Genomic DNA, 24,152 nt, shown 5'->3' on the forward strand with positions numbered 1-24,152 from the left:
CCCAGCGTTCATCGGTTAGCATAAGTCTTGGCATGGCTTGAGGTTATGGTTACTTTTGGCGAAGCAAATTATAACGTCTTGTCATGCTGTCTAAAAATCACTCTCGAAAGATCAACAGACCCTAGTTTTTTGAAACGATCTTTCTCGCAGAACCGAGTGTTTTTTGAGGTGTAGAATCCAGTGATTACAGATTAACACGAATAAAAAAGGCAGTTTCCACTACGGGAAGCTGCCTTTACAAAATCAAACCTTAATAAATATTAGAACTTGGCTTCAACAGCGACACTAAAGTTACGATCTTGGCCGATAGTGACCATGTTGTATTGGCCACCATCAATATAGTCAGTGTCGAATAAGTTTCTAACGTTGGCACGAAGGCTCACATCTTTACCCATGATATCCATAGTGTATGCCGCACCGATATCAAAACGCACATAACCGTCTTTGGTGATAGTGTTATCCAAATCAGCAAAACGTTCACCGACATAAATGGCACCAAAGTTAAAGGCTAATGCATCAGATAACTCATAACGGGTCCAGATATTGGCTGACCACTCAGGGGCATCAATAGGTGTTTTACCTTCTCGGGCATCACCCGTTTGATATTCAGCATCTAAATACATCATTGATGAGGTAACAAACCAACTATCACCTAACTGACCTTGAGCACCCATTTCAAAACCACGGTGTTTTTGCTCGCCACCTTGAGTTGTGATGTCAGTATAATCACCTATGGGTGAGGATAATTTTTCTGAAATAGTGATGTTTTCTAATGTGATATCAAACACTGCTGCGGTAAACAGCAATCTATCATCAAACAATTCCCACTTAGTACCCACTTCATACTGAATACCGTATTCAGGCTTTAAGTTTAGATCGTTATTGACATCGAACTCGTTATTAACAGCACCTTGCGGAGTGAAACTTTTTGAATAGTTAACGTAGATATTGCCATTAGCCATTGGCGAGTAAATCACGCCAAACTTAGGCGACACGGCATAACTGTTTTCACCTTCACCATCTTTTTTCTGTTCGTCGTAACGTACGCCAGCAAGCAGTTTCCATTGCTCATTGAGCGTCATTAAATCCTGCAGATAGAAACCATAATACTTATAGGTACTCGCATCGCCTTTAGGTTTTGAGTGATAATCCAGATCTGGTTTAACAACAGGCTGGCCTGGCGTTACAATTTGGGTAGCACCACGTTGAATTTGCTGTTGATAGAAATAATCTAAATAGTTAGCGCCTATCAGCAGTTGATGATCCATTCCTGCCAAAGTAAATTCACCCGTGAAATCAACGTAAGCAGTTTTATGCTGCCAATCATCGTAACGGTCAAATGGTTTAATGCTATAACCTTTGGTAAACGGATCAACGGTATATTGCGGAGCAGAATCAAAGCGCTGGCGATCAAACTGTTGTTCGTTATAACCACCTTTAACTTTCCAGTTGTCACTCATGTGCCAAGTTAGATCGGCACCTAAGTTCGACACGGTATTATCGGTAAAGGCCCAAGGTGCATCCCAAACGGTTTTACGATTGCCAACAACATTGCCTTGTTTATCTAACCAACCACCCGCATCAATACCGGCTTTATCTTGAGTATGATCGTATTTAACCGACAGCAATACATCATCGCTTAGGTCAAATTCCATATTGAGATAGCCTAACCAACGGTCGCGCTCTTGATTCTCGTCATTAGCGGAATATTCACGCCAGTATTTTGTATCTTGCTTAACTAATACCGTACGGTAACGAATGCTTTGCGCTTCATTTAAACTACCACCCGCATCTAATTGAGCACGAGTAGAACCATAACCATCGGTATCAAAACCTAAATCGAGCATAGAATCATAGGTTGGCTTTTTAGTGACCATGTTCACTAAACCGCCAGGGCCAGATTGACCATACAACATGCTTGAAGGGCCTTTTAATACTTCGACTTGCTGCAAGGTTTCGATAGGTTGTACATAGTGAGACCATTGTTGATGGCCATTAATGAGGTAACCATTGCCAGAATCTAATTCAAAGCCGCGGATACTAAAAACTTGACGGTTCCAACGGGTCGTGCCCGCAGTAACACTTGAATCATTAACCAACACTTCAGCTAGGTTAGTGGCAAGCTGTTCATCGGTCACAAAGTCAGGAATAACATTGACTGACTGTGGCGTGTCCATTAAATCAATATCACCGCGCATAGCACCTGAGGCTGTACCGACTTTATAATCATTAAAAGTACGGCCAGTGACATTAATACGCTCAATATTTTCTTCTTTAAGATTTTTATCTGCAGCGGCATCTTCTGCCAAAACAGGCATAGCACTGAGTGCCGCCCATACTGCTAAACCTACACCTGAATACTTAAATATCATTGCCAACACCTCAAGTCTTATAAATTGCAGGCAATATAAATGAGAAGTGTTTTTATTTAAAGTTCTTTACATGAATTTACAATCGCGTGTGATATATCTCTAAATTATCGAAAAACAACAGCACCACTTCATTAATCAAACCTTAAAACATAGCAATTAATGCTAAACAACAATAAAGCGGCATATAGCCGCTTTTTCGGGAATCAGTTTTATAAGGTTATTTTTTAATTTTGACTGGACGTTGCCAACCCGTAAGGTGTTTTTGTTTAACGCGGGTGATCACTAATTCGTTTTCAGCCACATCACGGGTAATGGTAGAACCTGCACCTAAGGTTGCCCCCTTACCAATAGTGACCGGAGCCACCAGCTGAGTATCAGAGCCAACAAAAACATTGTCCTCAATCACAGTAAGATGTTTATTGGCGCCATCATAGTTACAGGTAATAGTACCCGCACCAATATTCACGCCATCACCTATAATCGCATCGCCTAAATAAGCTAAGTGTCCAGCCTTAGAGCCCACACCTATAATCGCTTTCTTCACTTCAACAAAATTACCGATATGCGCATCTTGTTTAAGTTCAGCGCCCGGGCGCAAACGAGCAAAGGGACCAGCACTGGCTGCAACACCAAGTTTCGCACCTTCGATAATAGAGTAAGGTTTGATTTCAGCGTTATCGGCAATCTCGCAATCAATTAAAATCGCACCAGCACCAATAGTAACGTTATTACCTAAGGTCACTTTGCCTTCAAATATGACGTTCACATCGATCATCACATCCATACCGACGGTGACTTCACCACGGATATCGATACGGTTTGGGTCGCGAAGGTTCGCCCCTGCCAACATGAGTTTTTCCGCTTCACGGGCTTGGTAAGCACGTTCGAGCTGCGCTAATTGCACACGGTTATTGGCGCCTTCGACTTCTACTGCGGATTGTGGCTGGGCAGTATCAATATCCACACCATCGTTTTTTGCCATAGCAATAATATCGGTTAGATAATATTCGCCTTGGGCATTATTATTCGACAAGCGGCTAAGCCAGCCTTTGAGCTGCTTACCTGGAACCGCCATAATGCCGGTATTAACTTCATTAATGAGTAGCTGTTCAGCGCTGGCATCTTTCTGTTCAATAATTCCAATAACCTTGCCATGCTCACGAACAATACGGCCATAACCTATAGGGTTAGCTAGATTCACCGTTAACACAGCCACACCGTTTTCAGGTCGTGCTGCCAATAAGGCAGTTAATGTTGATTGCTGGATCAGCGGTACATCACCGTAAAGAATAAGCACTGTATCATCATCATTGATATTGGGATTTGCCTGCGCCACCGCATGGCCAGTACCTAACTGCTCATCCTGTAATACCCACTGCACATCCTGCTCACCGAGCGCGGCTTGTAGTTTGTCGGCACCGTAACCATAGACTAGTTGGATCGTATCGCAACCTAAGCTTTTAGCCGTATCGATAACATGCTGCACCATACTTTTATGCGCAATAGGATGTAAAACCTTAGGAAGATCTGAGCGCATCCGTGTTCCCTTACCAGCCGCTAAGATCACTACATTTAATGCCATTACCATATCCTTGAACAAATACCCAAGAGGGTGAAAAAACTAAGGTCTATTTTGTGTCGCAATTTTAACGGAAAGTACATTTAAAAGCGAAGTGGATAGTCAGATGGATAAATCAACACATGCAATATGTGTAGTACTGTAATTTTACGTACAAAAAAGGCGACCTTATGGTCGCCTCTTTTCACAAACAATAACCTTATCTGGCAATGTTTTTCTTGATGGTTTCAACAACACGTAATTGAGCCATTGCTTTCGCTAACTCAACCATAGCTGCGTCATAATTAAAGTCAGCACCAGCAGTTACCATATGGGCTTCTGCACGACGCTTAGCTTCTAATGCCGCTTGCTCATCAATATCTTTGGCACGCATAACCACATCAGACAATATAGAAACTGAAGAAGGTTGTACTTCCAGTAAACCACCTGAAAGATAAAACACTTCTTCATTGCCGCCTTGTTTGACAATGCGCGCCATGCCAGTCTTAATTTGCGTTAGCAGAGGAGCGTGACCAGGTAAAATACCTAACTCACCTTCAACACCCGTTACTCGTAAACTCTCTACACGGCCGCTGAAAATACTGCTTTCTGCACTCACAATATCAAGATGTACTGTCATGGCTGCCATCCCGTTCTCCTTAAAAAACTAAGTAATACTACTTAGTTATTTTTTTTTGTTAGCTTTCTCTATGACTTCGTCAATAGAGCCAACCATGTAGAACGCTTGCTCTGGCAGGTGATCAAACTCACCTTCCAAAATACCTTTAAAGCCACGGATGGTGTCTTTAAGAGAAACGTACTTACCAGGAGATCCAGTAAAGACTTCTGCTACAAAGAAAGGCTGAGACAAGAAGCGTTCAATCTTACGAGCACGGAATACCATAGTCTTGTCATCATCTGACAATTCATCCATACCCAGAATCGCAATAATATCTTTCAGCTCTTTGTAACGTTGCAGTACAGTTTGCACGCCGTTAGCAACGTCATAATGCTCTTGACCAACAACCAATGGATCTAATTGACGTGAAGTCGAATCCAATGGGTCAACCGCTGGATAAATACCCAGTGAAGCAATTTGACGTGACAATACAACAGTCGCATCTAAGTGAGCGAAGGTTGTTGCTGGTGACGGATCGGTCAAGTCATCCGCAGGTACATATACTGCTTGTACAGAGGTAATAGAACCAGACTTAGTTGAAGTGATACGTTCTTGCAGAACGCCCATCTCTTCAGCCAATGTTGGTTGGTAACCTACCGCAGAAGGCATACGCCCTAATAATGCAGATACTTCAGTACCAGCTAAGGTATAACGGTAGATGTTGTCAATAAACAACAGTACGTCACGACCTTCATCACGGAACTTCTCTGCCATAGTCAGACCAGACAGTGCAACGCGCAAACGGTTTCCTGGTGGCTCGTTCATCTGACCATAAACCATGGCCACTTTGTCGAGAACGCCAGAATCTTTCATCTCGTAGTAGAAGTCGTTACCTTCACGAGTACGCTCACCTACACCGGCGAATACAGAAAGACCCGAGTGAGCTTTAGCGATGTTGTTAATCAGTTCCATCATGTTAACTGTTTTACCAACACCCGCACCACCGAACAAACCGACTTTACCACCTTTAGCAAACGGACAAACAAGGTCGATAACCTTGATGCCTGTTTCTAATAGTTCAGTAGAGTTCGATTGATCTTCATATGAAGGGGCTTTACGGTGAATTTCATAACGCTCTTCTTCACCAATAGGACCCGCTTCATCGATAGGCTCACCTAATACGTTCATGATACGGCCAAGGGTTGCAACCCCTACCGGAACAGAAATAGGTGAACCTGAGTTTGCTACTTCAAGACCACGACGCAGACCGTCAGAAGAACCCATAGCGATGGTACGTACTACGCCACCACCTAGCTGTTGCTGAACTTCCAGCACCAAACCATTACAAGGGCCTTCACCTACGATTTTCAGAGCGTCATAGACTTGAGGTACGGCATCTTGTGGAAACTCTACGTCCACAACCGCGCCAATCACTTGGACAACAGTACCTGTGCTCATGATTAATCCTCTAAAACTTGTATTCGTTACCTAACCTAAACCGCAGAGGCACCAGAAACAATTTCCGACAGTTCCTGCGTAATAGCAGACTGACGGGCCTTGTTATAGACCAATTGCAAATCATTAATTAGCTCACCAGCGTTGTCAGTTGCAGCTTTCATTGCCACCATACGGGCAGCTTGTTCTGACGCAACGTTTTCAACAACACCTTGATATACCTGAGACTCAATATAACGAACCAATAATGCATCCAAAAGTGTTTTTGGATCGGGCTCATAAATATAATCCCAAGGATATTTAGCTGCTTCTTCTTCTGATTTAGGCAAAGGTAGCAGCTGCTCAATCACAGGAGTCTGGGTCATAGTGTTCACAAATTTGTTGAATACTATGTACAGACGATCCAGTTTGCCTTCGTTGTAAGCTTCTAACATAACACTGACTGTCCCGATCAAGTCAGCGAGCTTTGGGGCATCGCCTAAACCTGAAGCGTGAGCAGACACTTGTCCACCGAAGCTTTTGAAAAACTGCACACTACGTGCGCCAATGGGGCAAAATTCAAATTCTACACCTTGGTCTTTCCAGTTTTTCATATCTAACACTACCTTTTTAAAAAGGTTAGCGTTCAGACCACCACAAAGGCCACGGTCGGTTGCAACTACAATGTAACCAACCCGCTTAGCCTCTCGCACCTCTAAATAGGGGTGTTTATACTCGAGAGTACCTTGCGCTACGTGACCGATCACCTTACGTATGCTTTCCGCGTATGGACGGCTTGCAACCATGCGTTCCTGCGCTCTGCGCATTTTGCTGGCTGCCACCATTTCCATGGCGGACGTGATCTTCTGAGTGTTTTTAACACTCGCGATCTTGGTTTTAATCTCTTTAGCGCCGGCCATCTCTACTCTCCAATCTGGACCTGAGGTGTCTTAAGACACCTCTATCATTGTTACCAGGTTTGGGTTGCTACGAACTTGTCGAGGCCAGCTTTTAATTCAGCTTCGATATCAGCATTATAATCGCCAGTATCATTAATAAGCTTCATTAAAGGAGCATGCTCGCTGTTCATGAACGAGAGCAAAGCGGCTTCGAAATTACCGACCTTGTTTAGCGCAACACTCTTCAGGTAACCTTTTTCAGCTGAGAAAATAGACACAGCTTGAGCGGCTACGCTCATTGGAGCATATTGCTTTTGTTTCATCAGTTCGGTAACACGCACGCCATGCTCAAGCTGAGCACGTGTTGCATCATCAAGATCAGATGCAAATTGCGAGAACGCAGCAAGCTCGCGATACTGTGCTAGTGCGGTACGAATACCACCAGACAGTTTCTTGATGATCTTAGTCTGAGCCGCACCACCAACACGAGAAACAGAAATACCAGGGTTAACTGCCGGACGAAGTCCTGAGTTAAACAAATCAGTCTCAAGGAAGATCTGACCATCAGTAATTGAAATTACGTTGGTCGGTACGAATGCAGATACATCACCCGCTTGTGTTTCAATAATAGGTAACGCGGTTAACGAACCGGTTTTACCTGTTACAGCACCTTTAGTGAACTTCTCTACATAAATCACGTTAACGCGTGATGCTCGCTCTAATAAACGAGAATGTAGATAAAATACGTCACCAGGATAAGCTTCACGGCCTGGTGGACGCTTGAGCAGTAACGAAATTTGACGATAAGCAACTGCTTGCTTAGACAAATCATCGTATACGATCAAAGAATCTTCACCGCGGTCGCGGAAGTATTCACCCATAGAACAACCAGAATAAGGTGCTAAGTATTGTAGAGCAGCGGCTTCAGAAGCGGTTGCAACAACAACAATAGTGTTAGCCAAAGCACCGTGTTCTTCTAGCTTGCGCACTACGTTAGCGATAGTAGAGGCTTTTTGGCCAATCGCGACGTACACACATTTAATGCCAGAATCTTTCTGGTTGATGATTGCGTCGATCGCCATTGCTGTTTTACCAGTTTGACGGTCGCCAATAATCAATTCACGTTGACCACGACCAATAGGGATCATGGCATCAACGGCTTTATAACCAGTTTGTACTGGTTGATCAACAGACTGACGTTCAATAACACCAGGTGCGATAACTTCAATTGGCGAGTAACCATCGTTATCGATAGGTCCTTTTCCGTCAATTGGCTCACCTAGAGTGTTAACAACACGGCCTAATAGACCACGACCAACTGGAACTTCCAGAATACGGCCAGTTGTTTTCACTTTTACGCCTTCTGCTAAATCAGCATAAGGACCCATTACTACGGCACCGACAGAATCACGTTCAAGGTTCAACGCGATTGCAAAACGGTTACCAGGCAGTTCAATCATCTCACCTTGCATCACATCGGCTAAGCCGTGGATACGGATGATGCCGTCACTTACCGCAACGATAGTACCTTCGTTACGAGATTCGCTGACAACATTGAACTGCTCGATCCGCTGTTTAATCAGATCGCTGATTTCAGTGGAATTCAGTTGCATGCTTAAACTCCCAATTACGACTGTAGCTTATCAGACAGGCGCGATAACTTACCGCGTATCGAGCCATCAATGACTAGATCACCTGTCTTAATAATGGCACCGCCAATAAGCGATGCATCTATGCTGCAGTTCAGCTTAACTTTGCGTGCGAGACGTTTCTCTAAAGAAACACTAATTTGCTGCTGTTGCTCAGAACTCAACTCAGTAGCAGAAACCACATCGGCTTCAACTTCTTTTGCTAACTCATTACGGTATTCAGCAAAAAGTAGCGATACTGTAGGCAGTATCACTAAACGACCGTTTTCAGCCATCACCTTAATCAGATTATGACCTTGCTCGTTGACTTGCTCACCGCACACTCCAATAAAGAGGTCTGCAAGTTGCTTACTGGCTAATGCGCCAGCTAGCAGTGGTTGTATGGTTTCGTTTTCACTTACCAACGCCGCAAACTTAAGCATTTCTGCCCAGCTATCCACTGCATTCTGTTCAACCGCAAAATCAAAAGCTGCCTTTGCGTAAGGGCGAGCGATGGTGGTTAATTCAGCCATAACTCAACTCCCTTATCAAATTTCAGCGACTAGTTTATTAACTATGTCATTGTGGATGGCAGGATCTATCGAACGCTCAAGAATTTTTTCTGCACCAATAATGGCCAAAACAGCAACTTGCTTACGCAAGTCATCTTTCACGCGATTACGTTCGTTCTCAATTTCAGCTTTACCTTGAGCGAGTATTTTAGCTCGTTCAGTTTCAGCTTCAGCCTTTGCTTCTTCTACTATTTGAGACTTACGCTTATTAGCTTGCTCAATAATTTCATTAGCAGTTACCTTAGCTTCCTTTAGTTGCTCAGTCGCTTTTGCTTGAGCCAACTCAAGATCTTTGGCAGCACGGCCGGCATCAGCCAGACCATCAGCAATTTTCTTCTGGCGCTCTTCGATCGCATTCATCAATGGCGGCCATACGAACTTAATGCAAAACCACACAAAGAGCGCAAAAGAAATAGCTTGGCCTAGCAGGGTAGCGTTAATATTCATAACGACAACTCCTTACAGGGTGCTAAAATTAGCCAAGTTTAGCTACGTTCTCTAAGAACTGAGCTAAGAATGGGTTAGCAAATACGAAGAATAATGCAACACCAACTGCAATCATAGAGATCGCATCTAGAAGACCCGCTACGATGAACATCTTAATCTGTAAAGATGAAGCTAGTTCAGGTTGACGAGCAGAAGCTTCTAAAAACTTACCACCTAAGATAGCAAAGCCAATACCAGTACCTAATGCAGCTAGGCCAATCATGATAGCAACAGCGATTGCCGTAAAACTAATTACAGTTTCCATTTTATCTCCGATTAATATCTAATTTTCTTAATTAAATTAATGATCTTCATGTGCCATGCTTAGATAAACAATCGTCAGCATCATGAAAATAAAGGCCTGAAGCACTATAATTAAAATATGGAATATAGCCCAAGGCACTGAAAGTGCGAACTGAGCCCACCAAGGCATTAGTGCAATCAGAATAAAAATTAACTCACCTGCATACAGGTTACCAAACAGACGAAGCGCCAATGAAATGGGCTTAGCAATCAAGGTCACAGTTTCCAAAATAAAGTTAACAGGAATCAGTGCCCAATGATTGAAAGGTTGCATAGTAAGTTCTTTAACGAACCCACCAATCCCCTTAACTTTGATGCTGTAAAACACAATTAACGCGAACACACTTAGAGACAAGCCTAAAGTGACGTTCAAGTCAGTAGTGGGTACAATCTTAAGATAAGGAACACCTAAAAATCTGTTTGCGGCCTCAGGTATAAAGTCAATAGGGATTAGATCCATAAAATTCATCAAAAAAACCCAGACGAAAATTGTTAGAGCTAACGGAGCGATAACTACATTACGACCATGAAAAGAATCTTTTGCAATTTTATCGACACCTTCCACGCACATTTCAATAAAACATTGAAATTTACCTGGAACACCAGTGGTGGCTTTTTGTCCTGTTTTATAGAATAACCATAAAAACAAAACCCCGAGACCTGCTGAAAACAAAAGTGAGTCAATGTGCCAAGTCCAAAAACCAGCATCTTGACATGCATTATTAAAAGCAACTCCACCATCGGTAGAGCACATTTTCGCATTAGTCAGGTGATGCTGGATGTACTCGGAAGCATTTAATACTTCACCAGTTGTCGCCATGATTAATCTCACTTAATTTTGCTTGAAGTATAAAGAAGCAGCAAAAGGTACTATGAGACATAGTGCGTAACAGGCAAACAAAGGAGCAAAAAGCACCTTTAGCGTGCCAAACACTAAAGCAAATAATACGATAGTTAACAGCAACTTTATCGCTTCCCCCAGAAAAAATGATTTTACGACTTTTCCTGATGAACTCGCCCCCGAATGGGAGAAAGCGAGGGTTGCGAATACAAAATTAGGGAGTACAGCGATTGAACCACCTGCTAATGCAGAATAGCCAAACTGAACTCCCCACACAGCGAAAAAGAGAATTGAAGCACCCCCAGCGACCGCCGCCTGCATCATCACCAATTTATAGGCTGACCACCGGCCACGACGCGCTAAAACCTTACTCAATTCATCATCTCCGCATTCTTACTTTTTGTTTCGATGACCGGATGACAAATATCCGTATTTACTCGATGCACAAAAAGCTTGCGAAAGTATACCGTTTAACGCCTTCATTGCAACTTTGAGATGAGGAAAAACAGCACTTTTAATGTTATCTCATACCAAACATGTAAAATGTAATATTTGCATATGTCACAAATTTACATTAAAAACAGTTAATCTACAGACATTAATGTATTTTGCTAAGAATCCCGTCTAATTCAGCGAGATTCTGATAGTTAATTACAATTTTACCAGTTCCTTTACTACTGTGAGCAATAGAAACTTTGGCACCTAATCTTTCAATTAACTGCTGCTCTAAACGACAAACATCTTGATCTTTAGTCGTAGTTTCGGCTTGTTTAGGCGGATTTAAGGTTTGATTAATTAATCGTTCAGTTTCACGAACGGTTAACTCCTTAGCTGCCACCAATCTCGCAAGATTGGTTTGTTCCTCTCCCTCAATAGCTAACAAAGCGCGTGCATGGCCCATATCAATATCGCCATACTCAAGTAATCGTTTTACCGGCTCATTTAAACCGTTTAAACGCAACAAGTTAGATACACTCGCTCGCGATTTTCCCACAACATCGGCAACCTGTTGGTGAGTTAGTTCAAATTCTTGCATCAAACGTTGCAATGCAATGGCTTCTTCCATGGCATTTAAGTCTTCGCGCTGGATATTTTCAATCAAAGCGATAGCAACCGCGGTTTCATCGGGCACTTGCTTTACAATACAGGGAATTTTATGTAAACCAGCAAGTTGGGCTGCACGCCAGCGACGTTCGCCAGCAATGATTTCATACATATCATTGGTCACTTGTCTCACAACGATGGGCTGAATAATGCCTTGATTGCGAATAGAGTGCGCCAGTTCTTCTAACGCTTCAGGGGACATATCTTTACGCGGTTGATACTTACCCGGTTGTAATAAGTCTAAATCGAGATGGATAAGCTCTTCTTTTTTTTCTACAAAATCAGCTTCTTCTGTGTGTTTTTTACTAGCGGCATGGCTGTTACTCAGTAGGGCATCTAGCCCTTTGCCTAATCCTCTTTTCTTTAACGTCATGGTGATCCTTTACGCTTGCTTAGCCTGAGTTTGTTGTTCTGAACGACGGATCATTTCACCCGCAAGTGCCAGATATGCCTTAGCACCAGCACTCGATTTATCGTAATACATTGCTGGAGCCCCAAAGCTCGGCGCTTCAGCCAACCTGACATTACGCGGGATTACAGTACGATACACCTTGTCACCAAAATGCTGTTTTAGCTGATCGGACACATCATTAGATAAACGATTACGCGGATCATACATAGTACGTAAAATCCCTTCGATACCAAGTCCTGGATTGACCATTGCGGCAAGCTTAGTAATGGTATCAATCAGTGCCGTTAAACCTTCAAGGGCATAGTATTCACACTGCATTGGCACGAGTACTGAGTCAGCAGCTGACATAGCGTTTACCGTCAGCATGTTCAATGAAGGAGGGCAGTCGATAAAGATATAATCATATTGATCTTTGATCGGTGCTAGCGCATGGCGTAAACGCACCTCGCGAGCAAAAAACTCCATCAGTTTTATTTCTGCTGCTGTCACATCACCATTACTGGCAATAAGATCATATTTACCCGCAGTATTTTTAATCACGAGCTCGTCGAAGGGTTTGTCTTCAACCAGTAATTCGTAGGCGGTATTTTCTACTTCATATTTATCAACGCCGCTCCCCATAGTGGCATTACCTTGGGGATCGAGATCGATCAATAATACTTTACGTTTTGTTGCTGCTAACGAAGCGGCGAGGTTAACGCAAGTAGTTGTTTTTCCTACGCCACCTTTCTGGTTAGCCACGGCAATTACTTTACCCACAATATCACCCTGTATGTAAATGCTGGTTTATTGCCCTTGCTTAAAAATGAATTTATTCATCACTTTCAAGCCTGTTATTCTTTGATTATTTTCAATAAATGTCTTTGTTCGTCGAGTTTAGGTACTTTAAGATCGATAACTTCTTTCACTGCAAATCCATTCGGAATATGTTGCATTTCTTCATCATTCAACTGGCCTTTAAGGGCATAAAACTGCCCATGTTCAGCGGGTAGATGATGGCACCAAGTCAGCATATCTTGGATTGAAGCAAATGCACGACTTAATACACCGTCGAACTTTTGCTCAGGCTGATAAGCTTCTACGCGGCTTTCAACTGAGCTGATGTTATGAATACTTAATTCAAAAGACACTTGTTTTTGAAAACGAATACGTTTACCCAAGCTGTCCAATAACACAAATTGTTTATCTGGATTCATAATCGCTAACGGGATGCCCGGTAACCCGGGTCCAGTACCCACATCGATAAAACGCTCACCTTGCAGATGTTTTGAAACCACTAAGCTGTCCATGATATGACGAATTAACATAGCTTCAGGATCTCTAACCGCGGTAAGGTTATAGGCTTTATTCCATTTGTTGAGCATGCCAACAAAATCAATTAGTTGTTTTTTCTGCTCGACGGTTGCGGGCAGATTTATTTCGGCTAAATAAGCCTCTAACTGGGCAGATAACACTGAGCAACCTCAACAAAGATACAATTATGAACGCGAAGGCTATTATGAAGCCCGAAAACGATGAAGGGAAGCCTGAATGCTTCCCTTCTATGTCCTAACCAGCGATTAAACAGCTTTTACGCACTCTTGCGTAATAAGCCACGTTTTTTGAGATGGACTAATAAAATTGAAATAGCCGCAGGAGTAACGCCAGAGATCCGTGACGCTTGACCTATGGTTTCTGGTTTATGGTTATTTAACTTAGCAATCACTTCGTTCGATAAGCCTGGTACTTCTTTGTAATCGAGCGTCAAAGGTAGGCCAGTGTTCTCATTACGTACAGCTTTGTTGATCTCTTCTTGCTGACGTTGAATATAGCCTGAGTATTTTACTTGGATCTGTACTTGCTCAGCCGCTTGCGGATCTTCAAGTCCTGGACCAAAACCTTCGATCTGCATTAATTTGCTGTAATCCATTTCAGGACGACGCAGTAATTCTTCAAATGACGCTTCACGGGAGATCGGCGTATTTAAGTGTGGGTTTAACGCAGTGATCAAAGGCGAATTTGGATGTACCCATTGAGCGCGTAAACGTTGTAGCTCAAGTTCAATAGATTCCAGTTTTTCACTAAATGCCGCCCAGCGGGTGTCATCGACTAAACCTAATTCGCGACCTTTGGCCGTTAAACGAATATCAGCGTTATCTTCACGAAGTAACAAACGATATTCCGCGCGGCTAGTAAACATACGGTACGGTTCTTTGGTACCTAAAGTTGATAGATCGTCGACCAGAACACCCAAATAAGCTTCATCTCGACGTGGGCACCAAGCTTCTTTGCCTTGCACTTGCAGTGATGCATTCATGCCGGCTAATAAACCTTGCGCAGCAGCTTCTTCATAGCCTGTTGTACCATTGATTTGGCCAGCGAAGAATAACCCGTTGATAGCTTTGGTTTCTAATGAATTTTTTAGATCTCTAGGATCGAAGTAATCATATTCAATCGCATAACCAGGACGCATGATCTCAGCGTTTTCCATACCTTGGATCGAACGAACTAAATTTAATTGCACATCAAAAGGCAAGCTAGTAGAGATCCCGTTAGGATAGATCTCATTTGTATTCAATCCTTCTGGTTCTATGAAGATCTGATGTGAAGATTTATCTGCAAAACGATGGATTTTATCTTCAATCGAAGGGCAGTAACGTGGACCAATACCTTCAATAACCCCTGAATACATAGGGCTTCTGTCTAAACCACCACGAATTATCTCATGGGTTTTTTCATTGGTATGAGTGATCCAGCAAGAAATTTGTTTTGGGTGATGACTGACATCTCCCATAAATGACATGACAGGTAAGGGAGAATCACCTTTCTGTTCAGCCATTTGTGAAAAGTCGATTGTGTTGGCATCGATACGTGGCGGTGTACCTGTTTTTAAGCGACCCACTCGAATCGGTAATTCACGTAAACGGTTTGCTAAAGCAATAGCTGGTGGATCGCCTGCACGGCCACCGCTGTAGTTTTCTAAACCAATATGAATTTTACCACTTAAAAATGTACCAGTTGTCAGTACAACTGTCGGTGATTCAAAGGCTAATCCCATTTGGGTTACTACGCCAACGACTTGATTATTTTCAACAATTAAGTCATCAACGGCTTGTTGGAAAATACGTAAATTAGGTTGGTTTTGTAATATATTTTGGATTTTTTGACGATATAATGCACGGTCAGCTTGTGCTCGTGTTGCTCGTACTGCAGGGCCTTTGCTTGAATTTAGGGTTCTAAATTGGATCCCTGCATAATCGGTTGCGATTGCCATTGCACCGCCTAGGGCGTCAATTTCTCTTACTAAATGACCTTTACCAATACCACCGATCGCTGGATTACATGACATTTGCCCTAACGTATCAATATTGTGCGTTAGTAATAATGTTTTTGATCCCATTCTTGCTGCGGCTAATGCTGCTTCAGTTCCGGCATGACCACCACCAACAACAATAACATCAAACCGTTCATGAAAATTCATGCCACTACCTTCAATTGCTAAAAGACTCAGTACGAGCTGGATATTTTAGCACTTGCTTTGCGATAGGTGAATGATCATTTTACGCTGTTCGATCGAGTTGATCCGGACTAATAGATCTTAAGATCTTTATATAGATCTTCTTATTATGTTTACTATTAGGATCGCCATTTTCTGTGTATAAGCCTAATTCTCTTTATTAATCATGATTTAGCACGATCTTGAACCTGTGATCTGTTCGCGATCTAACTGCATTAAACATGGGGATAGATCGGCTACTTATCCACAAGGTGGATCATTAAGCAGATCGGAGTGTGAATAGTACAGAGGTTGATCAGATCTAAATAATAGGTTATCCACAGATTTATACTTAAAATAAGTAAATTGTGGGTAACTATGATCTAAACTGTACATAGATCGCGGTCTTATCTAATACGCGATCTTAAATATCCTGTTGCCATTGTGCTAACCATGCAAGCGCTGGGTCTTCTGGTACAGGATCGAGTTGCACATCGATCTGGATCTTATCCACAAAGGCTTTTGCATCGCACTCTTGAATCGCTGAAATTAATTTTTCAGGCCCTTGGCAAAAGGTATCGTAACTTGAGTCACCAATTGCACATAAGGCAAAGTTGACTTGGCTGAGATCCGGTTTTTGCTCGGTAATTTCGTTGAAAAAAGGCTGAATATTATCTGGAAGATCACCCGCTCCGTGAGTTGATGATACGATAATCCACAGTGCATGGGTGTCTATTTCGCACAATGTCGGGGTTAAATGAACTTGAACTTGGTGTCCTTGCTCCGTTAATTGGGCCATCATTTCGTCGGCAACATACTCTGCACTGCCCAATGTTGTACCAACGATTACTTCAATCTTTGCCATTATTATTTCTCAGTGTGTTGTTGTTTTTAAAACTAATTTCAATTAAATAGATAGCTGAATGGCTATTATTATGTTCATCATAAAGGAAATGTGGATAGGACCACAGAAGCAATACGTGATTTTTGCAGTTTTTGCATCCTTTATATAAGGTTGGTTTCGCTTACATGTTACTTTTAGCTTCTTGATAGATAATTAATATATTTAAAAAGTTAATTTCATTTAAAATCAAATAATTATAATAGGATAATCCATGACAACACCCGTAAATGCGCCCCAGTGGCCACGGCAAATTCCTTACATCATAGCCAGTGAAGCTTGTGAACGTTTTAGCTTTTACGGTATGCGGAATATTCTTACCCCATTCTTGATGACAGCACTTTTGTTATCTATTCCAGAAGAACTGCGTGGAACTATGGCTAAGGATGTGTTCCATTCCTTTGTCATTGGTGTGTACTTTTTTCCGTTACTCGGTGGTTGGATTGCCGATCGTTTTTTTGGTAAATACAATACTATCCTGTGGTTAAGCCTTATTTATTGTGTTGGTCATGCATTTTTGGCTATTTTTGAACACAGTATTCAAGGTTTTTATACGGGATTATTTTTAATTGCGCTCGGTTCGGGTGGGATTAAGCCGTTGGTTTCTTCTTTTATGGGAGATCAATTTGATCAAACTAATAAAACATTGGCGCAGAAAGCGTTTGATCTATTTTATTTTACGATTAACTTTGGTTCCTTTTTTGCCTCATTATCTATGCCGTTATTGTTGAAATATTATGGCGCAGCGGTGGCATTTGGAATCCCCGGTGTGTTGATGTTTATTGCAACTGTGTTCTTTTGGTTAGGGCGTAAACGTTATGTGCATATGCCACCCGAGCCTAAAAACCCCCATGGTTTTTTGCCTGTGATCCGTACCGCGTTACTAACTAAGGTCGTGGGCCAGTCCAATATTGGTTTGGTATTAGCCTTAATCGGAATTATGTCAGCAGCATATGCTTTAGTGAATATTCCTACTTTAGGCATAGTTGCGGGGTTATGTAGCGCCTTAGTGTTAGTGATGGGATTTGTGGGCGCTGGCGCCGCATTACAACTCGAGCGAGCTAAAGGGATTCACCCTGATACCGCCGTCGATGGGGTACGTTCTGTATTACGTATCTTAGTATTGTTTGCGTTAGTGACACCTTTTTGGTCTTTGTTCGACCAAAAAGCGTCAACTTGGATACTGCAAGCTAATGACATGTCTAAGCCGCAATGGTTTGAACCTGCCATGATGCAAGCGTTGAATCCATTATTAGTGATGATATTGATCCCGTTTAATAACTTTGTGCTTTATCCGGCGATTGAGCGCATGGGAGTTAGATTAACGGCTTTGCGTAAAATGGGAGCGGGAATTGCGATTACAGGTGTGAGCTGGATAGTCGTTGGCAGTATTCAATTAGTGATGGATGGGGGAACGGTATTATCAATATTTTGGCAAATTCTACCGTATGCTTTGCTAACGTTTGGTGAGGTTTTAGTCTCTTCTACGGGATTAGAGTTTGCCTATAGCCAAGCGCCTAAGGCGATGAAGGGCACCATTATGAGTTTTTGGACACTATCGGTGACCGTCGGTAACTTATGGGTATTGCTCGCGAACGTCAGTGTAAAAAGCCCTGCGGTGACTGAACAAATCGCTTTAACGGGCATTAGCATTACCGCATTTCAAATGTTTTTCTTTGCTGTTTTTGCTATTTGCGCTGCATTGATATTTGCTCTTTATGCAAGAACCTATCAGATGCAAGATCATTACCGACAAGCTTAAGCCGGAGTTAGCGGATGGGAATATTGGTTACTTAGATAAAATCAGCCCATATTATATGGGCTGATTTATAGGGGATTCTGATTAATATTAATTACTTTCCGATACAGAAAGAACTAAAAATCTTGCCAAGTAAATCATCTGAAGTGAAGCGGCCAGTGATTTCTGATAATGCTAATTGGCACATACGCAGCTCCTCTGCCAGTAACTCTCCAGCTAAATAAACCTCTAACTGTTCTTTACCTAGTTGCAGGTGTCCTGCGGCTAATTCAAGGGCTTCTAAGTGGCGACGACGGGCGATAAAGCCACCTTCGAGATTACTTTGATAACCCATGAGTGACTTCAAGTGTTGCTTTAATTCTTCAACTCCTAAGCCTGTTTTAGCCGAGATCCGGTAGACGCTATAACCTTGTTCTTCGGTCATCATTAAGTCTTCACCCGTGAGATCGGCTTTATTGCGAATCACAGTCACGCCCAAATTAGAAGGCAGGCGATCGACAAAATCTGGCCAAATATCATGCGGGTCCACGGCGGCAGTTGTGGTGCCATCAACCATAAACAGTACGCGATCGGCAGTATTAATTTCATTCCATGCGCGCTCAATACCAATTTGTTCTACGGTATCTGTGGTATCACGCAGGCCTGCGGTATCGATAATGTGTAGTGGCATACCATCTAAATGAATATGTTCACGTAATACATCCCGTGTTGTTCCGGCAATTTCGGTCACGATAGCTGATTCTTTACCGGCTAAGGCGTTTAATAAGCTGGATTTTCCGGCGTTAGGACGACCCGCAATCACGACTTTCATGCCTTCGCGGATAATAGAACCTTGCTTCGCACTGGCTTGCACTACGTCGAGTTTGTCGATGATTTTATAGAGTGCATTGGCAATTTTGCCATCACTTAAAAAGTCGACTTCTTCATCGGGGAAATCAATTGCAGCTTCTACGTATAGACGTAGGTTAGTGACTTGGTCCACCAGCTCGTGGACTTCCTTAGAAAATTCGCCCTGCAAAGATTGCAGCGCGCTTTTAGCGGCTTGCTCACTCGTGGCATCAATAAGGTCGGCAATCGCTTCGGCTTGGGTTAAATCGAGCTTATCGTTCATAAAGGCTTGTTCACTGAACTCACCCGGTTTTGCGATACGAATGCCACCGACTTCCATTACACGTTTGATCAGCATGTCGAGAACGATTTGGCCACCGTGGCCTTGCAGTTCAAGTACATCTTCGCCAGTAAAGGAATTAGGTCCTTTAAAAAATAGCGCAATACCTTGGTCTATCACCTGTCCCGATGCACTTTTAAAATCGCAGTAATCGGCATATCGGGTTTTAGGAAGATGACCTAATACGGCCATAGCGACATCAAAGGCTTTGTCGCCTGAAATTCGAATGATGCCAACGCCGCCACGTCCGGGCGCGGTGGCTTGAGCCACAATAGTGTCAGTTGTCACAAGAATACCCACCCAGCTAATGTCTACTAATCATATAAAGGAAAAGGCGGCCAATTAAGCCGCCTTTTAGTGTCAATCGTTCATATTAATATGTAACGATGCGCTAGAGTCTTGGAAATCTTAGGCTTATTTTAAGCCTTTTTTCTCAAGGCCAGCATAAATAATCTTTTGTTGCGTGATAGCAACAATGTTACCTACTAACCAGTACAGCACTAGACCTGATGGGAACCACAGGAAGAATACGGTAAAGATGACTGGCATCCATTGCATCATTTTCACTTGCATTGGATCCATTGTCGGTGCAATAGGCTGCATTTTCTGCATCACAAACATCGACACACCCATCAGCAACGGCAATATGTAGTATGGATCTTGTACCGATAAATCGTGGATCCATAACATAAATGGTGCATGACGTAGTTCGAAGCTTTCTAACAATACCCAGTATAAGGCAATGAAGATTGGCATCTGTAAAATAATAGGTAAACAGCCACCCATAGGGTTAACTTTTTCTTTCTTATACAGTTCCATCATGGCCTGACCCATCTTTTGACGGTCATCACCAAAGCGTTCTTTCAACTCTGTCAGTTTAGGTTGCAGGTTACGCATCTTCGCCATTGAGGTGTACTGCGCTTTTGTTAGCGGGAACAGTAAACCACGAACGGTTAAGGTGATCAGGATAATTGCTAGACCCCAGTTACCAACGAATGACTGATAGAACATCAGTAACCAGTGAATTGGAACCGCTAGCCACCATAGGAAACCGTAATCGACAACTAGGTTTAAGGTTTCAGAGATTGCAGACAGTGCTTTTTGATCTTTAGGACCAACATAGAACTGTGAGCTAATCTCTTGAGTTGCTCCAGGTGCAATATCGTATACCGCGCCGCGGAAACCAATATTTGCTAAACCGCCGGCACTAACACTAGAGAAAATAGTATTACTGTCGGTAGCCGGTGGGATCCAAGCTGAAACGAAATAATGTTGTAGCATGGCTGCCCAACCGCCCAATGTCGCTTGGTTCAGGTTGCCTTTTGCCATGTCATCAAAGTTGTATTTCTCATAACGCACATCTTGCGTCGAGAATGCTGCGCCACGATAGGTTGGCATAACCATACTGCTTTCAGACGGTTTAATGGTTTGTTTAATCTGACCATACATCTGAACTTGTAACTGTGTTGCTGAAGTATTATTGATTTTATAATCAACATCGACGTTAAACTTACCGCGATGGAATACAAATACTTTAGTGTAAGTTACGCCATTGTCAGCCACATAGGTTAATGGCACTTCTAAGGTGTCTTGGCCTTCAGCTAACGTATATTCAGTGGCTGTAGTGCTAAATTGCGCACGACCTTTTGCACTACTGTCGATACCATCACGACCAATTAGACCGCTTTGGGCGATATAAGTGAAATCTTTCGTTTGCTCAAGCAATACAAATGGTTGCTCTTTATCGAGCTCCATTTTATGCGAAACTAATGCCGCAAAAACGATGTCGCCACCGACTGGATTAATCTGAACATCTAACTGATCGGTTTTTACGGTAATAAGTTTACCATTTTCAGTCACAGCTACAGCAGGCACACCAGTATCAGCTTCTGGAACATCGGCACTGTGTGAGTTTGCCGCATTCGCCACTAATGACGATTCGGTTGCAACGGGTTTAGGAGCTTTATCCGTTTGCCACTGTTGCCACAGCAAAAAGCTGACAAACAGTAGTCCTATGAGCAATATATTGCGTTGAGATTCCATAGCCTATTTATTACACCTGTCATTTTTAGGGGGGACGGGATCACTACCGCCGGGATGTAAAGGGTGACATTTTAATATGCGTTTCAATGCAAACCAACAACCTTTCGCGGTTCCATGCACTTTTATTGCTTCAATAGCGTAGTGAGAGCAGGTGGGATTGAAACGGCATCTAGGGCCCAGTATAGGGCTGATGAATACCTGATAGCCACGAATAAACGTGGTCGCTAGCCATTGTAGCGGCGACTGAGTTTGCGCCATAGCTTTTCTATCAATTTGTTGATTTCAGCGTTTTCCATTTCCATCACGCCATTTCTGACAAGCACAACAATATCAAGATGAGGAATGTCGTGTTGATTTAAGCGAAAACTATCTCTTATTACGCGTTTAATACGGTTGCGTTGGTTAGCGCGTTTTACATAGCGTTTAGCAACAGTAAGGCCCATACGCGGATGTTGTTCCGAGTTAGGAATAGCGAGCAAGGTAATTTCAGCAGAAGATGCTTTGATGGGATTGGAAAATACAGATTTAAATTGCGCGGGAGTTAACAAACGTAACTCCCGCGTAAAGGTATAGCTAGTCAACTAGTTACCCACTTATTAAGCAGATAAACGAGCGCGACCTTTCGCACGACGACGTGCAAGCACCTTACGGCCGCCTACAGTAGCCATACGAGCGCGGAAGCCGTGAGAACGCTTGCGCTTCAGGTTGCTAGGTTGAAAAGTACGTTTACTCATGATGGCAATCCGTCTTTGTTATTAGTGAATATATCCTTATCTCCAAAGTTAGAGGTAAGGGCAAAAAAGAGGCCGAATTGTAATCACTTTACTGAGCCCCGTCAACAACGAAAGTAAGTAAGTATTTTATTTCTGCCAGCGAGTCCTTAGATTAATCCTCAAAATACACTATAAGATGTGGATAACTCTGTGCACAGACACTACATATAGTAGTGAAGCTTATCTTCGAGTCGATCTAAGGGCCGCCATTATAGATCAATGTGGATCGCTTAATAAAGCAGGATTTGCGCTTAGTGCAGAATAAAAGGATCGTTTTAGATCTTTGATGATCGACAAGTTTTAAGCAGAATGATCTCGCTGGGGATAAATATTTTTTAAGGATGGCGATCATTGAGATCTCGCTATAGAATACACCTCTTTTTTGATGATCTTTTGGGGATAACTAAGTGGCGGTTTCACTTTGGCAACAATGTATCGGACGTCTGCAAGATGAGCTTTCTGCTCAGCAGTTTAGTATGTGGATCAGACCGTTACAAGCTGAAATGGATGGTGATACTCTGGTGCTTTATGCGCCCAACCGCTTCGTGCTTGATTGGGTCAGAGATAAATACATCAATATCATTAATCAGTTCTTTATTGAACAAATGGGTAATGATGCGCCTAAATTACGTTTTGATATTGGTAGTCGCCCTTCGGCAAAAAAGCCCAGTGTGCCGGCACCTATTGCGCCAACTCGGACTCCTTATACCCAAAACACCCAAACTAAAGCGACAGTTGGGACGACATTTAATGTCCAAGCTGAGCCTATGGCGAATGCCAATCATCGCAGTAACATTAATCCAAGCTACCAGTTTGATAACTTCGTGGAAGGTAAATCAAACCAATTAGGTAAGGCTGCAGCGATGCAAGTGGCTGAAAATCCTGGCGGAGCTTATAACCCATTATTCTTGTACGGTGGTACAGGTCTGGGTAAGACGCATTTGTTGCATGCTGTAGGTAACGGGATCATCAAAAATAATCCCAATGCTAAAGTGGTTTATATGCACTCAGAGCGTTTTGTGCAGGATATGGTTAAAGCACTGCAAAATAATGCGATCGAAGAATTTAAACGTTACTACCGTAGCGTGGATGCGTTATTTATCGATGATATTCAATTTTTTGCCAATAAAGACAGATCCCAAGAAGAATTCTTCCATACCTTCAACGCCTTACTTGAGGGTAATCACCAAATTATTTTGACATCAGACCGTTATCCAAAAGAAATCGACGGCGTTGAAGATAGATTAAAATCGCGTTTTGGTTGGGGTTTAACAGTGGCTATTGAGCCACCCGAGTTAGAAACCCGTGTCGCGATTTTAATGCGTAAAGCACAAGAGAGTGGTATTAATTTACCCGATGAAGTGGCCTTCTTTATTGCTAAGCGTTTACGCTCAAACGTGCGAGAACTGGAAGGGGCGTTAAACCGCGTTATTGCTAACGCTAACTTCACCGGTCGACCAATTACCATTGATTTTGTTCGTGAAGCTTTACGTGACCTCTTGGCACTTCAAGAAAAATTAGTCACTATAGACAATATTCAGAAAACCGTAGCGGAATACTACAAGATTAAGATGGCTGATATGTTGTCTAAGCGCCGTTCACGCAGTGTCGCGCGGCCAAGACAAGTGGCAATGGCGTTATCTAAAGAATTAACTAACCAAAGCTTGCCGGAAATTGGTGATGCTTTTGGTGGTAGAGATCACACCACTGTATTGCATGCCTGTCGTAAGATTGCTCAGCTACGGGAAGAGAGCCACGATATAAAAGAAGATTATGCTAATTTAATTAGAACTTTATCTTCTTAA

The 24,152-nt window shown here is 42.7% G+C and carries 23 protein-coding genes; 2 read left to right on the forward strand and 21 right to left on the reverse strand.

What is annotated here, in order from left to right; all coding sequences use genetic code 11:
* Nucleotides 1-260 precede the first annotated feature (260 nt).
* The 16 genes from ACRN9H_RS16095 to mioC form a co-directional block, all read right to left on the reverse strand.
* On the reverse strand, nucleotides 261-2,372 hold the full coding sequence (locus tag ACRN9H_RS16095) for a TonB-dependent receptor (RefSeq protein WP_432315085.1): 2,112 nt from the start codon (nucleotides 2,370-2,372) through the stop codon (nucleotides 261-263).
* A gap of 217 nt (nucleotides 2,373-2,589) precedes the next feature.
* Nucleotides 2,590-3,954 carry a bifunctional UDP-N-acetylglucosamine diphosphorylase/glucosamine-1-phosphate N-acetyltransferase GlmU gene (gene glmU / locus ACRN9H_RS16100; RefSeq protein ID WP_432315087.1) on the reverse strand — a complete coding sequence of 455 codons (1,365 nt, stop codon included), beginning with the start codon at nucleotides 3,952-3,954 and terminating at the stop codon, nucleotides 2,590-2,592.
* A 196-nt stretch (nucleotides 3,955-4,150) separates the two neighbouring features.
* A complete protein-coding gene (locus ACRN9H_RS16105; protein WP_220773645.1) occupies nucleotides 4,151-4,579 on the reverse strand; it encodes a F0F1 ATP synthase subunit epsilon in 429 nt (142 codons plus the stop codon).
* A 36-nt stretch (nucleotides 4,580-4,615) separates the two neighbouring features.
* Nucleotides 4,616-6,007, reverse strand: coding sequence for a F0F1 ATP synthase subunit beta (atpD, locus tag ACRN9H_RS16110; protein ID WP_220773644.1), 1,392 nt, complete (start codon nucleotides 6,005-6,007; stop codon nucleotides 4,616-4,618).
* 35 nt (nucleotides 6,008-6,042) lie between these two features.
* Complete coding sequence (gene atpG / locus ACRN9H_RS16115; RefSeq protein WP_432315089.1) at nucleotides 6,043-6,903, reverse strand: F0F1 ATP synthase subunit gamma; 861 nt, start codon at nucleotides 6,901-6,903, stop codon at nucleotides 6,043-6,045.
* 50 nt (nucleotides 6,904-6,953) lie between these two features.
* On the reverse strand, nucleotides 6,954-8,495 hold the full coding sequence (atpA, locus tag ACRN9H_RS16120; RefSeq protein ID WP_220773642.1) for a F0F1 ATP synthase subunit alpha: 1,542 nt from the start codon (nucleotides 8,493-8,495) through the stop codon (nucleotides 6,954-6,956).
* Between the two features lie 14 nt (nucleotides 8,496-8,509).
* Nucleotides 8,510-9,043, reverse strand: coding sequence for a F0F1 ATP synthase subunit delta (gene atpH, locus ACRN9H_RS16125; RefSeq protein ID WP_220773641.1), 534 nt, complete (start codon nucleotides 9,041-9,043; stop codon nucleotides 8,510-8,512).
* A 15-nt stretch (nucleotides 9,044-9,058) separates the two neighbouring features.
* A complete protein-coding gene (gene atpF / locus ACRN9H_RS16130) occupies nucleotides 9,059-9,529 on the reverse strand; it encodes a F0F1 ATP synthase subunit B (RefSeq protein WP_220773640.1) in 471 nt (156 codons plus the stop codon).
* Between the two features lie 28 nt (nucleotides 9,530-9,557).
* Entirely contained in the window at nucleotides 9,558-9,833 is a 276-nt protein-coding gene (atpE, locus tag ACRN9H_RS16135; protein WP_220773639.1) for a F0F1 ATP synthase subunit C, read from the reverse strand.
* 36 nt (nucleotides 9,834-9,869) lie between these two features.
* Complete coding sequence (gene atpB, locus ACRN9H_RS16140) at nucleotides 9,870-10,691, reverse strand: F0F1 ATP synthase subunit A (RefSeq protein ID WP_220773638.1); 822 nt, start codon at nucleotides 10,689-10,691, stop codon at nucleotides 9,870-9,872.
* Nucleotides 10,692-10,703: 12 nt separating this feature from the next.
* Nucleotides 10,704-11,087: an ATP synthase subunit I gene (locus tag ACRN9H_RS16145; RefSeq protein WP_220773637.1), complete on the reverse strand. Its 384-nt coding sequence runs from the start codon at nucleotides 11,085-11,087 to the stop codon at nucleotides 10,704-10,706.
* Between the two features lie 223 nt (nucleotides 11,088-11,310).
* Complete coding sequence (locus ACRN9H_RS16150; RefSeq protein WP_432306516.1) at nucleotides 11,311-12,189, reverse strand: ParB/RepB/Spo0J family partition protein; 879 nt, start codon at nucleotides 12,187-12,189, stop codon at nucleotides 11,311-11,313.
* Nucleotides 12,190-12,198: 9 nt separating this feature from the next.
* Nucleotides 12,199-12,987, reverse strand: a complete 789-nt coding sequence (locus ACRN9H_RS16155) for a ParA family protein (RefSeq protein WP_263189966.1) — start codon at nucleotides 12,985-12,987, stop codon at nucleotides 12,199-12,201.
* A 74-nt stretch (nucleotides 12,988-13,061) separates the two neighbouring features.
* Nucleotides 13,062-13,682 carry a 16S rRNA (guanine(527)-N(7))-methyltransferase RsmG gene (rsmG, locus tag ACRN9H_RS16160; RefSeq protein WP_432315091.1) on the reverse strand — a complete coding sequence of 207 codons (621 nt, stop codon included), beginning with the start codon at nucleotides 13,680-13,682 and terminating at the stop codon, nucleotides 13,062-13,064.
* A 116-nt stretch (nucleotides 13,683-13,798) separates the two neighbouring features.
* Nucleotides 13,799-15,688, reverse strand: a complete 1,890-nt coding sequence (gene mnmG, locus ACRN9H_RS16165) for a tRNA uridine-5-carboxymethylaminomethyl(34) synthesis enzyme MnmG (RefSeq protein WP_432315093.1) — start codon at nucleotides 15,686-15,688, stop codon at nucleotides 13,799-13,801.
* Between the two features lie 439 nt (nucleotides 15,689-16,127).
* Complete coding sequence (gene mioC / locus ACRN9H_RS16170) at nucleotides 16,128-16,568, reverse strand: FMN-binding protein MioC (protein ID WP_394474597.1); 441 nt, start codon at nucleotides 16,566-16,568, stop codon at nucleotides 16,128-16,130.
* A 250-nt stretch (nucleotides 16,569-16,818) separates the two neighbouring features.
* Between mioC and ACRN9H_RS16175 the strand changes: the two genes are divergently transcribed.
* Entirely contained in the window at nucleotides 16,819-18,366 is a 1,548-nt protein-coding gene (locus ACRN9H_RS16175) for a POT family MFS transporter (protein WP_432315096.1), read from the forward strand.
* A 91-nt stretch (nucleotides 18,367-18,457) separates the two neighbouring features.
* Here the strand turns inward: ACRN9H_RS16175 and mnmE are convergent, their stop codons facing one another.
* The 5 genes from mnmE to rpmH all read right to left on the reverse strand — a co-directional run bounded on the left by mnmE (nucleotide 18,458) and on the right by rpmH (nucleotide 22,308).
* Nucleotides 18,458-19,819 carry a tRNA uridine-5-carboxymethylaminomethyl(34) synthesis GTPase MnmE gene (gene mnmE / locus ACRN9H_RS16180; protein WP_432315098.1) on the reverse strand — a complete coding sequence of 454 codons (1,362 nt, stop codon included), beginning with the start codon at nucleotides 19,817-19,819 and terminating at the stop codon, nucleotides 18,458-18,460.
* Between the two features lie 126 nt (nucleotides 19,820-19,945).
* A complete protein-coding gene (gene yidC / locus ACRN9H_RS16185) occupies nucleotides 19,946-21,574 on the reverse strand; it encodes a membrane protein insertase YidC (RefSeq protein ID WP_432315100.1) in 1,629 nt (542 codons plus the stop codon).
* 3 nt (nucleotides 21,575-21,577) lie between these two features.
* Nucleotides 21,578-21,832 carry a membrane protein insertion efficiency factor YidD gene (yidD, locus tag ACRN9H_RS16190; RefSeq protein WP_076501674.1) on the reverse strand — a complete coding sequence of 85 codons (255 nt, stop codon included), beginning with the start codon at nucleotides 21,830-21,832 and terminating at the stop codon, nucleotides 21,578-21,580.
* Nucleotides 21,799-22,155, reverse strand: coding sequence for a ribonuclease P protein component (rnpA, locus tag ACRN9H_RS16195; protein ID WP_432315102.1), 357 nt, complete (start codon nucleotides 22,153-22,155; stop codon nucleotides 21,799-21,801). The genes yidD and rnpA overlap by 34 nt, the downstream gene beginning before the upstream one ends.
* A 15-nt stretch (nucleotides 22,156-22,170) precedes the next feature.
* A complete protein-coding gene (rpmH, locus tag ACRN9H_RS16200; RefSeq protein ID WP_006083827.1) occupies nucleotides 22,171-22,308 on the reverse strand; it encodes a 50S ribosomal protein L34 in 138 nt (45 codons plus the stop codon).
* 446 nt (nucleotides 22,309-22,754) lie between these two features.
* Here rpmH and dnaA point away from each other — a divergent pair, with 446 nt between their 5' ends.
* Nucleotides 22,755-24,152 carry a chromosomal replication initiator protein DnaA gene (gene dnaA, locus ACRN9H_RS16205; protein WP_432315104.1) on the forward strand — a complete coding sequence of 466 codons (1,398 nt, stop codon included), beginning with the start codon at nucleotides 22,755-22,757 and terminating at the stop codon, nucleotides 24,150-24,152.

The organism is Shewanella sp. MF08487 (assembly GCF_050848685.1).
GTDB lineage: Bacteria > Pseudomonadota > Gammaproteobacteria > Enterobacterales > Shewanellaceae > Shewanella > Shewanella glacialipiscicola.

Bases quoted from the DNA above. Each gene is read 5' to 3' on its own strand.
- ACRN9H_RS16095 (WP_432315085.1), bottom strand. From the start codon at position 2,372: ATGATATTTAAGTATTCAGGTGTAGGTTTAGCAGTATGGGCGGCACTC.
- glmU (WP_432315087.1), bottom strand. From the start codon at position 3,954: ATGGCATTAAATGTAGTGATCTTAGCGGCTGGTAAGGGAACACGGATG.
- ACRN9H_RS16105 (WP_220773645.1), bottom strand. From the start codon at position 4,579: ATGGCAGCCATGACAGTACATCTTGATATTGTGAGTGCAGAAAGCAGT.
- atpD (WP_220773644.1), bottom strand. From the start codon at position 6,007: ATGAGCACAGGTACTGTTGTCCAAGTGATTGGCGCGGTTGTGGACGTA.
- atpG (WP_432315089.1), bottom strand. From the start codon at position 6,903: ATGGCCGGCGCTAAAGAGATTAAAACCAAGATCGCGAGTGTTAAAAAC.
- atpA (WP_220773642.1), bottom strand. From the start codon at position 8,495: ATGCAACTGAATTCCACTGAAATCAGCGATCTGATTAAACAGCGGATC.
- atpH (WP_220773641.1), bottom strand. From the start codon at position 9,043: ATGGCTGAATTAACCACCATCGCTCGCCCTTACGCAAAGGCAGCTTTT.
- atpF (WP_220773640.1), bottom strand. From the start codon at position 9,529: ATGAATATTAACGCTACCCTGCTAGGCCAAGCTATTTCTTTTGCGCTC.
- atpE (WP_220773639.1), bottom strand. From the start codon at position 9,833: ATGGAAACTGTAATTAGTTTTACGGCAATCGCTGTTGCTATCATGATT.
- atpB (WP_220773638.1), bottom strand. From the start codon at position 10,691: ATGGCGACAACTGGTGAAGTATTAAATGCTTCCGAGTACATCCAGCAT.
- ACRN9H_RS16150 (WP_432306516.1), bottom strand. From the start codon at position 12,189: ATGACGTTAAAGAAAAGAGGATTAGGCAAAGGGCTAGATGCCCTACTG.
- mnmG (WP_432315093.1), bottom strand. From the start codon at position 15,688: ATGAATTTTCATGAACGGTTTGATGTTATTGTTGTTGGTGGTGGTCAT.
- mioC (WP_394474597.1), bottom strand. From the start codon at position 16,568: ATGGCAAAGATTGAAGTAATCGTTGGTACAACATTGGGCAGTGCAGAG.
- ACRN9H_RS16175 (WP_432315096.1), top strand. From the start codon at position 16,819: ATGACAACACCCGTAAATGCGCCCCAGTGGCCACGGCAAATTCCTTAC.
- yidC (WP_432315100.1), bottom strand. From the start codon at position 21,574: ATGGAATCTCAACGCAATATATTGCTCATAGGACTACTGTTTGTCAGC.
- yidD (WP_076501674.1), bottom strand. From the start codon at position 21,832: ATGGCGCAAACTCAGTCGCCGCTACAATGGCTAGCGACCACGTTTATT.
- rpmH (WP_006083827.1), bottom strand. From the start codon at position 22,308: ATGAGTAAACGTACTTTTCAACCTAGCAACCTGAAGCGCAAGCGTTCT.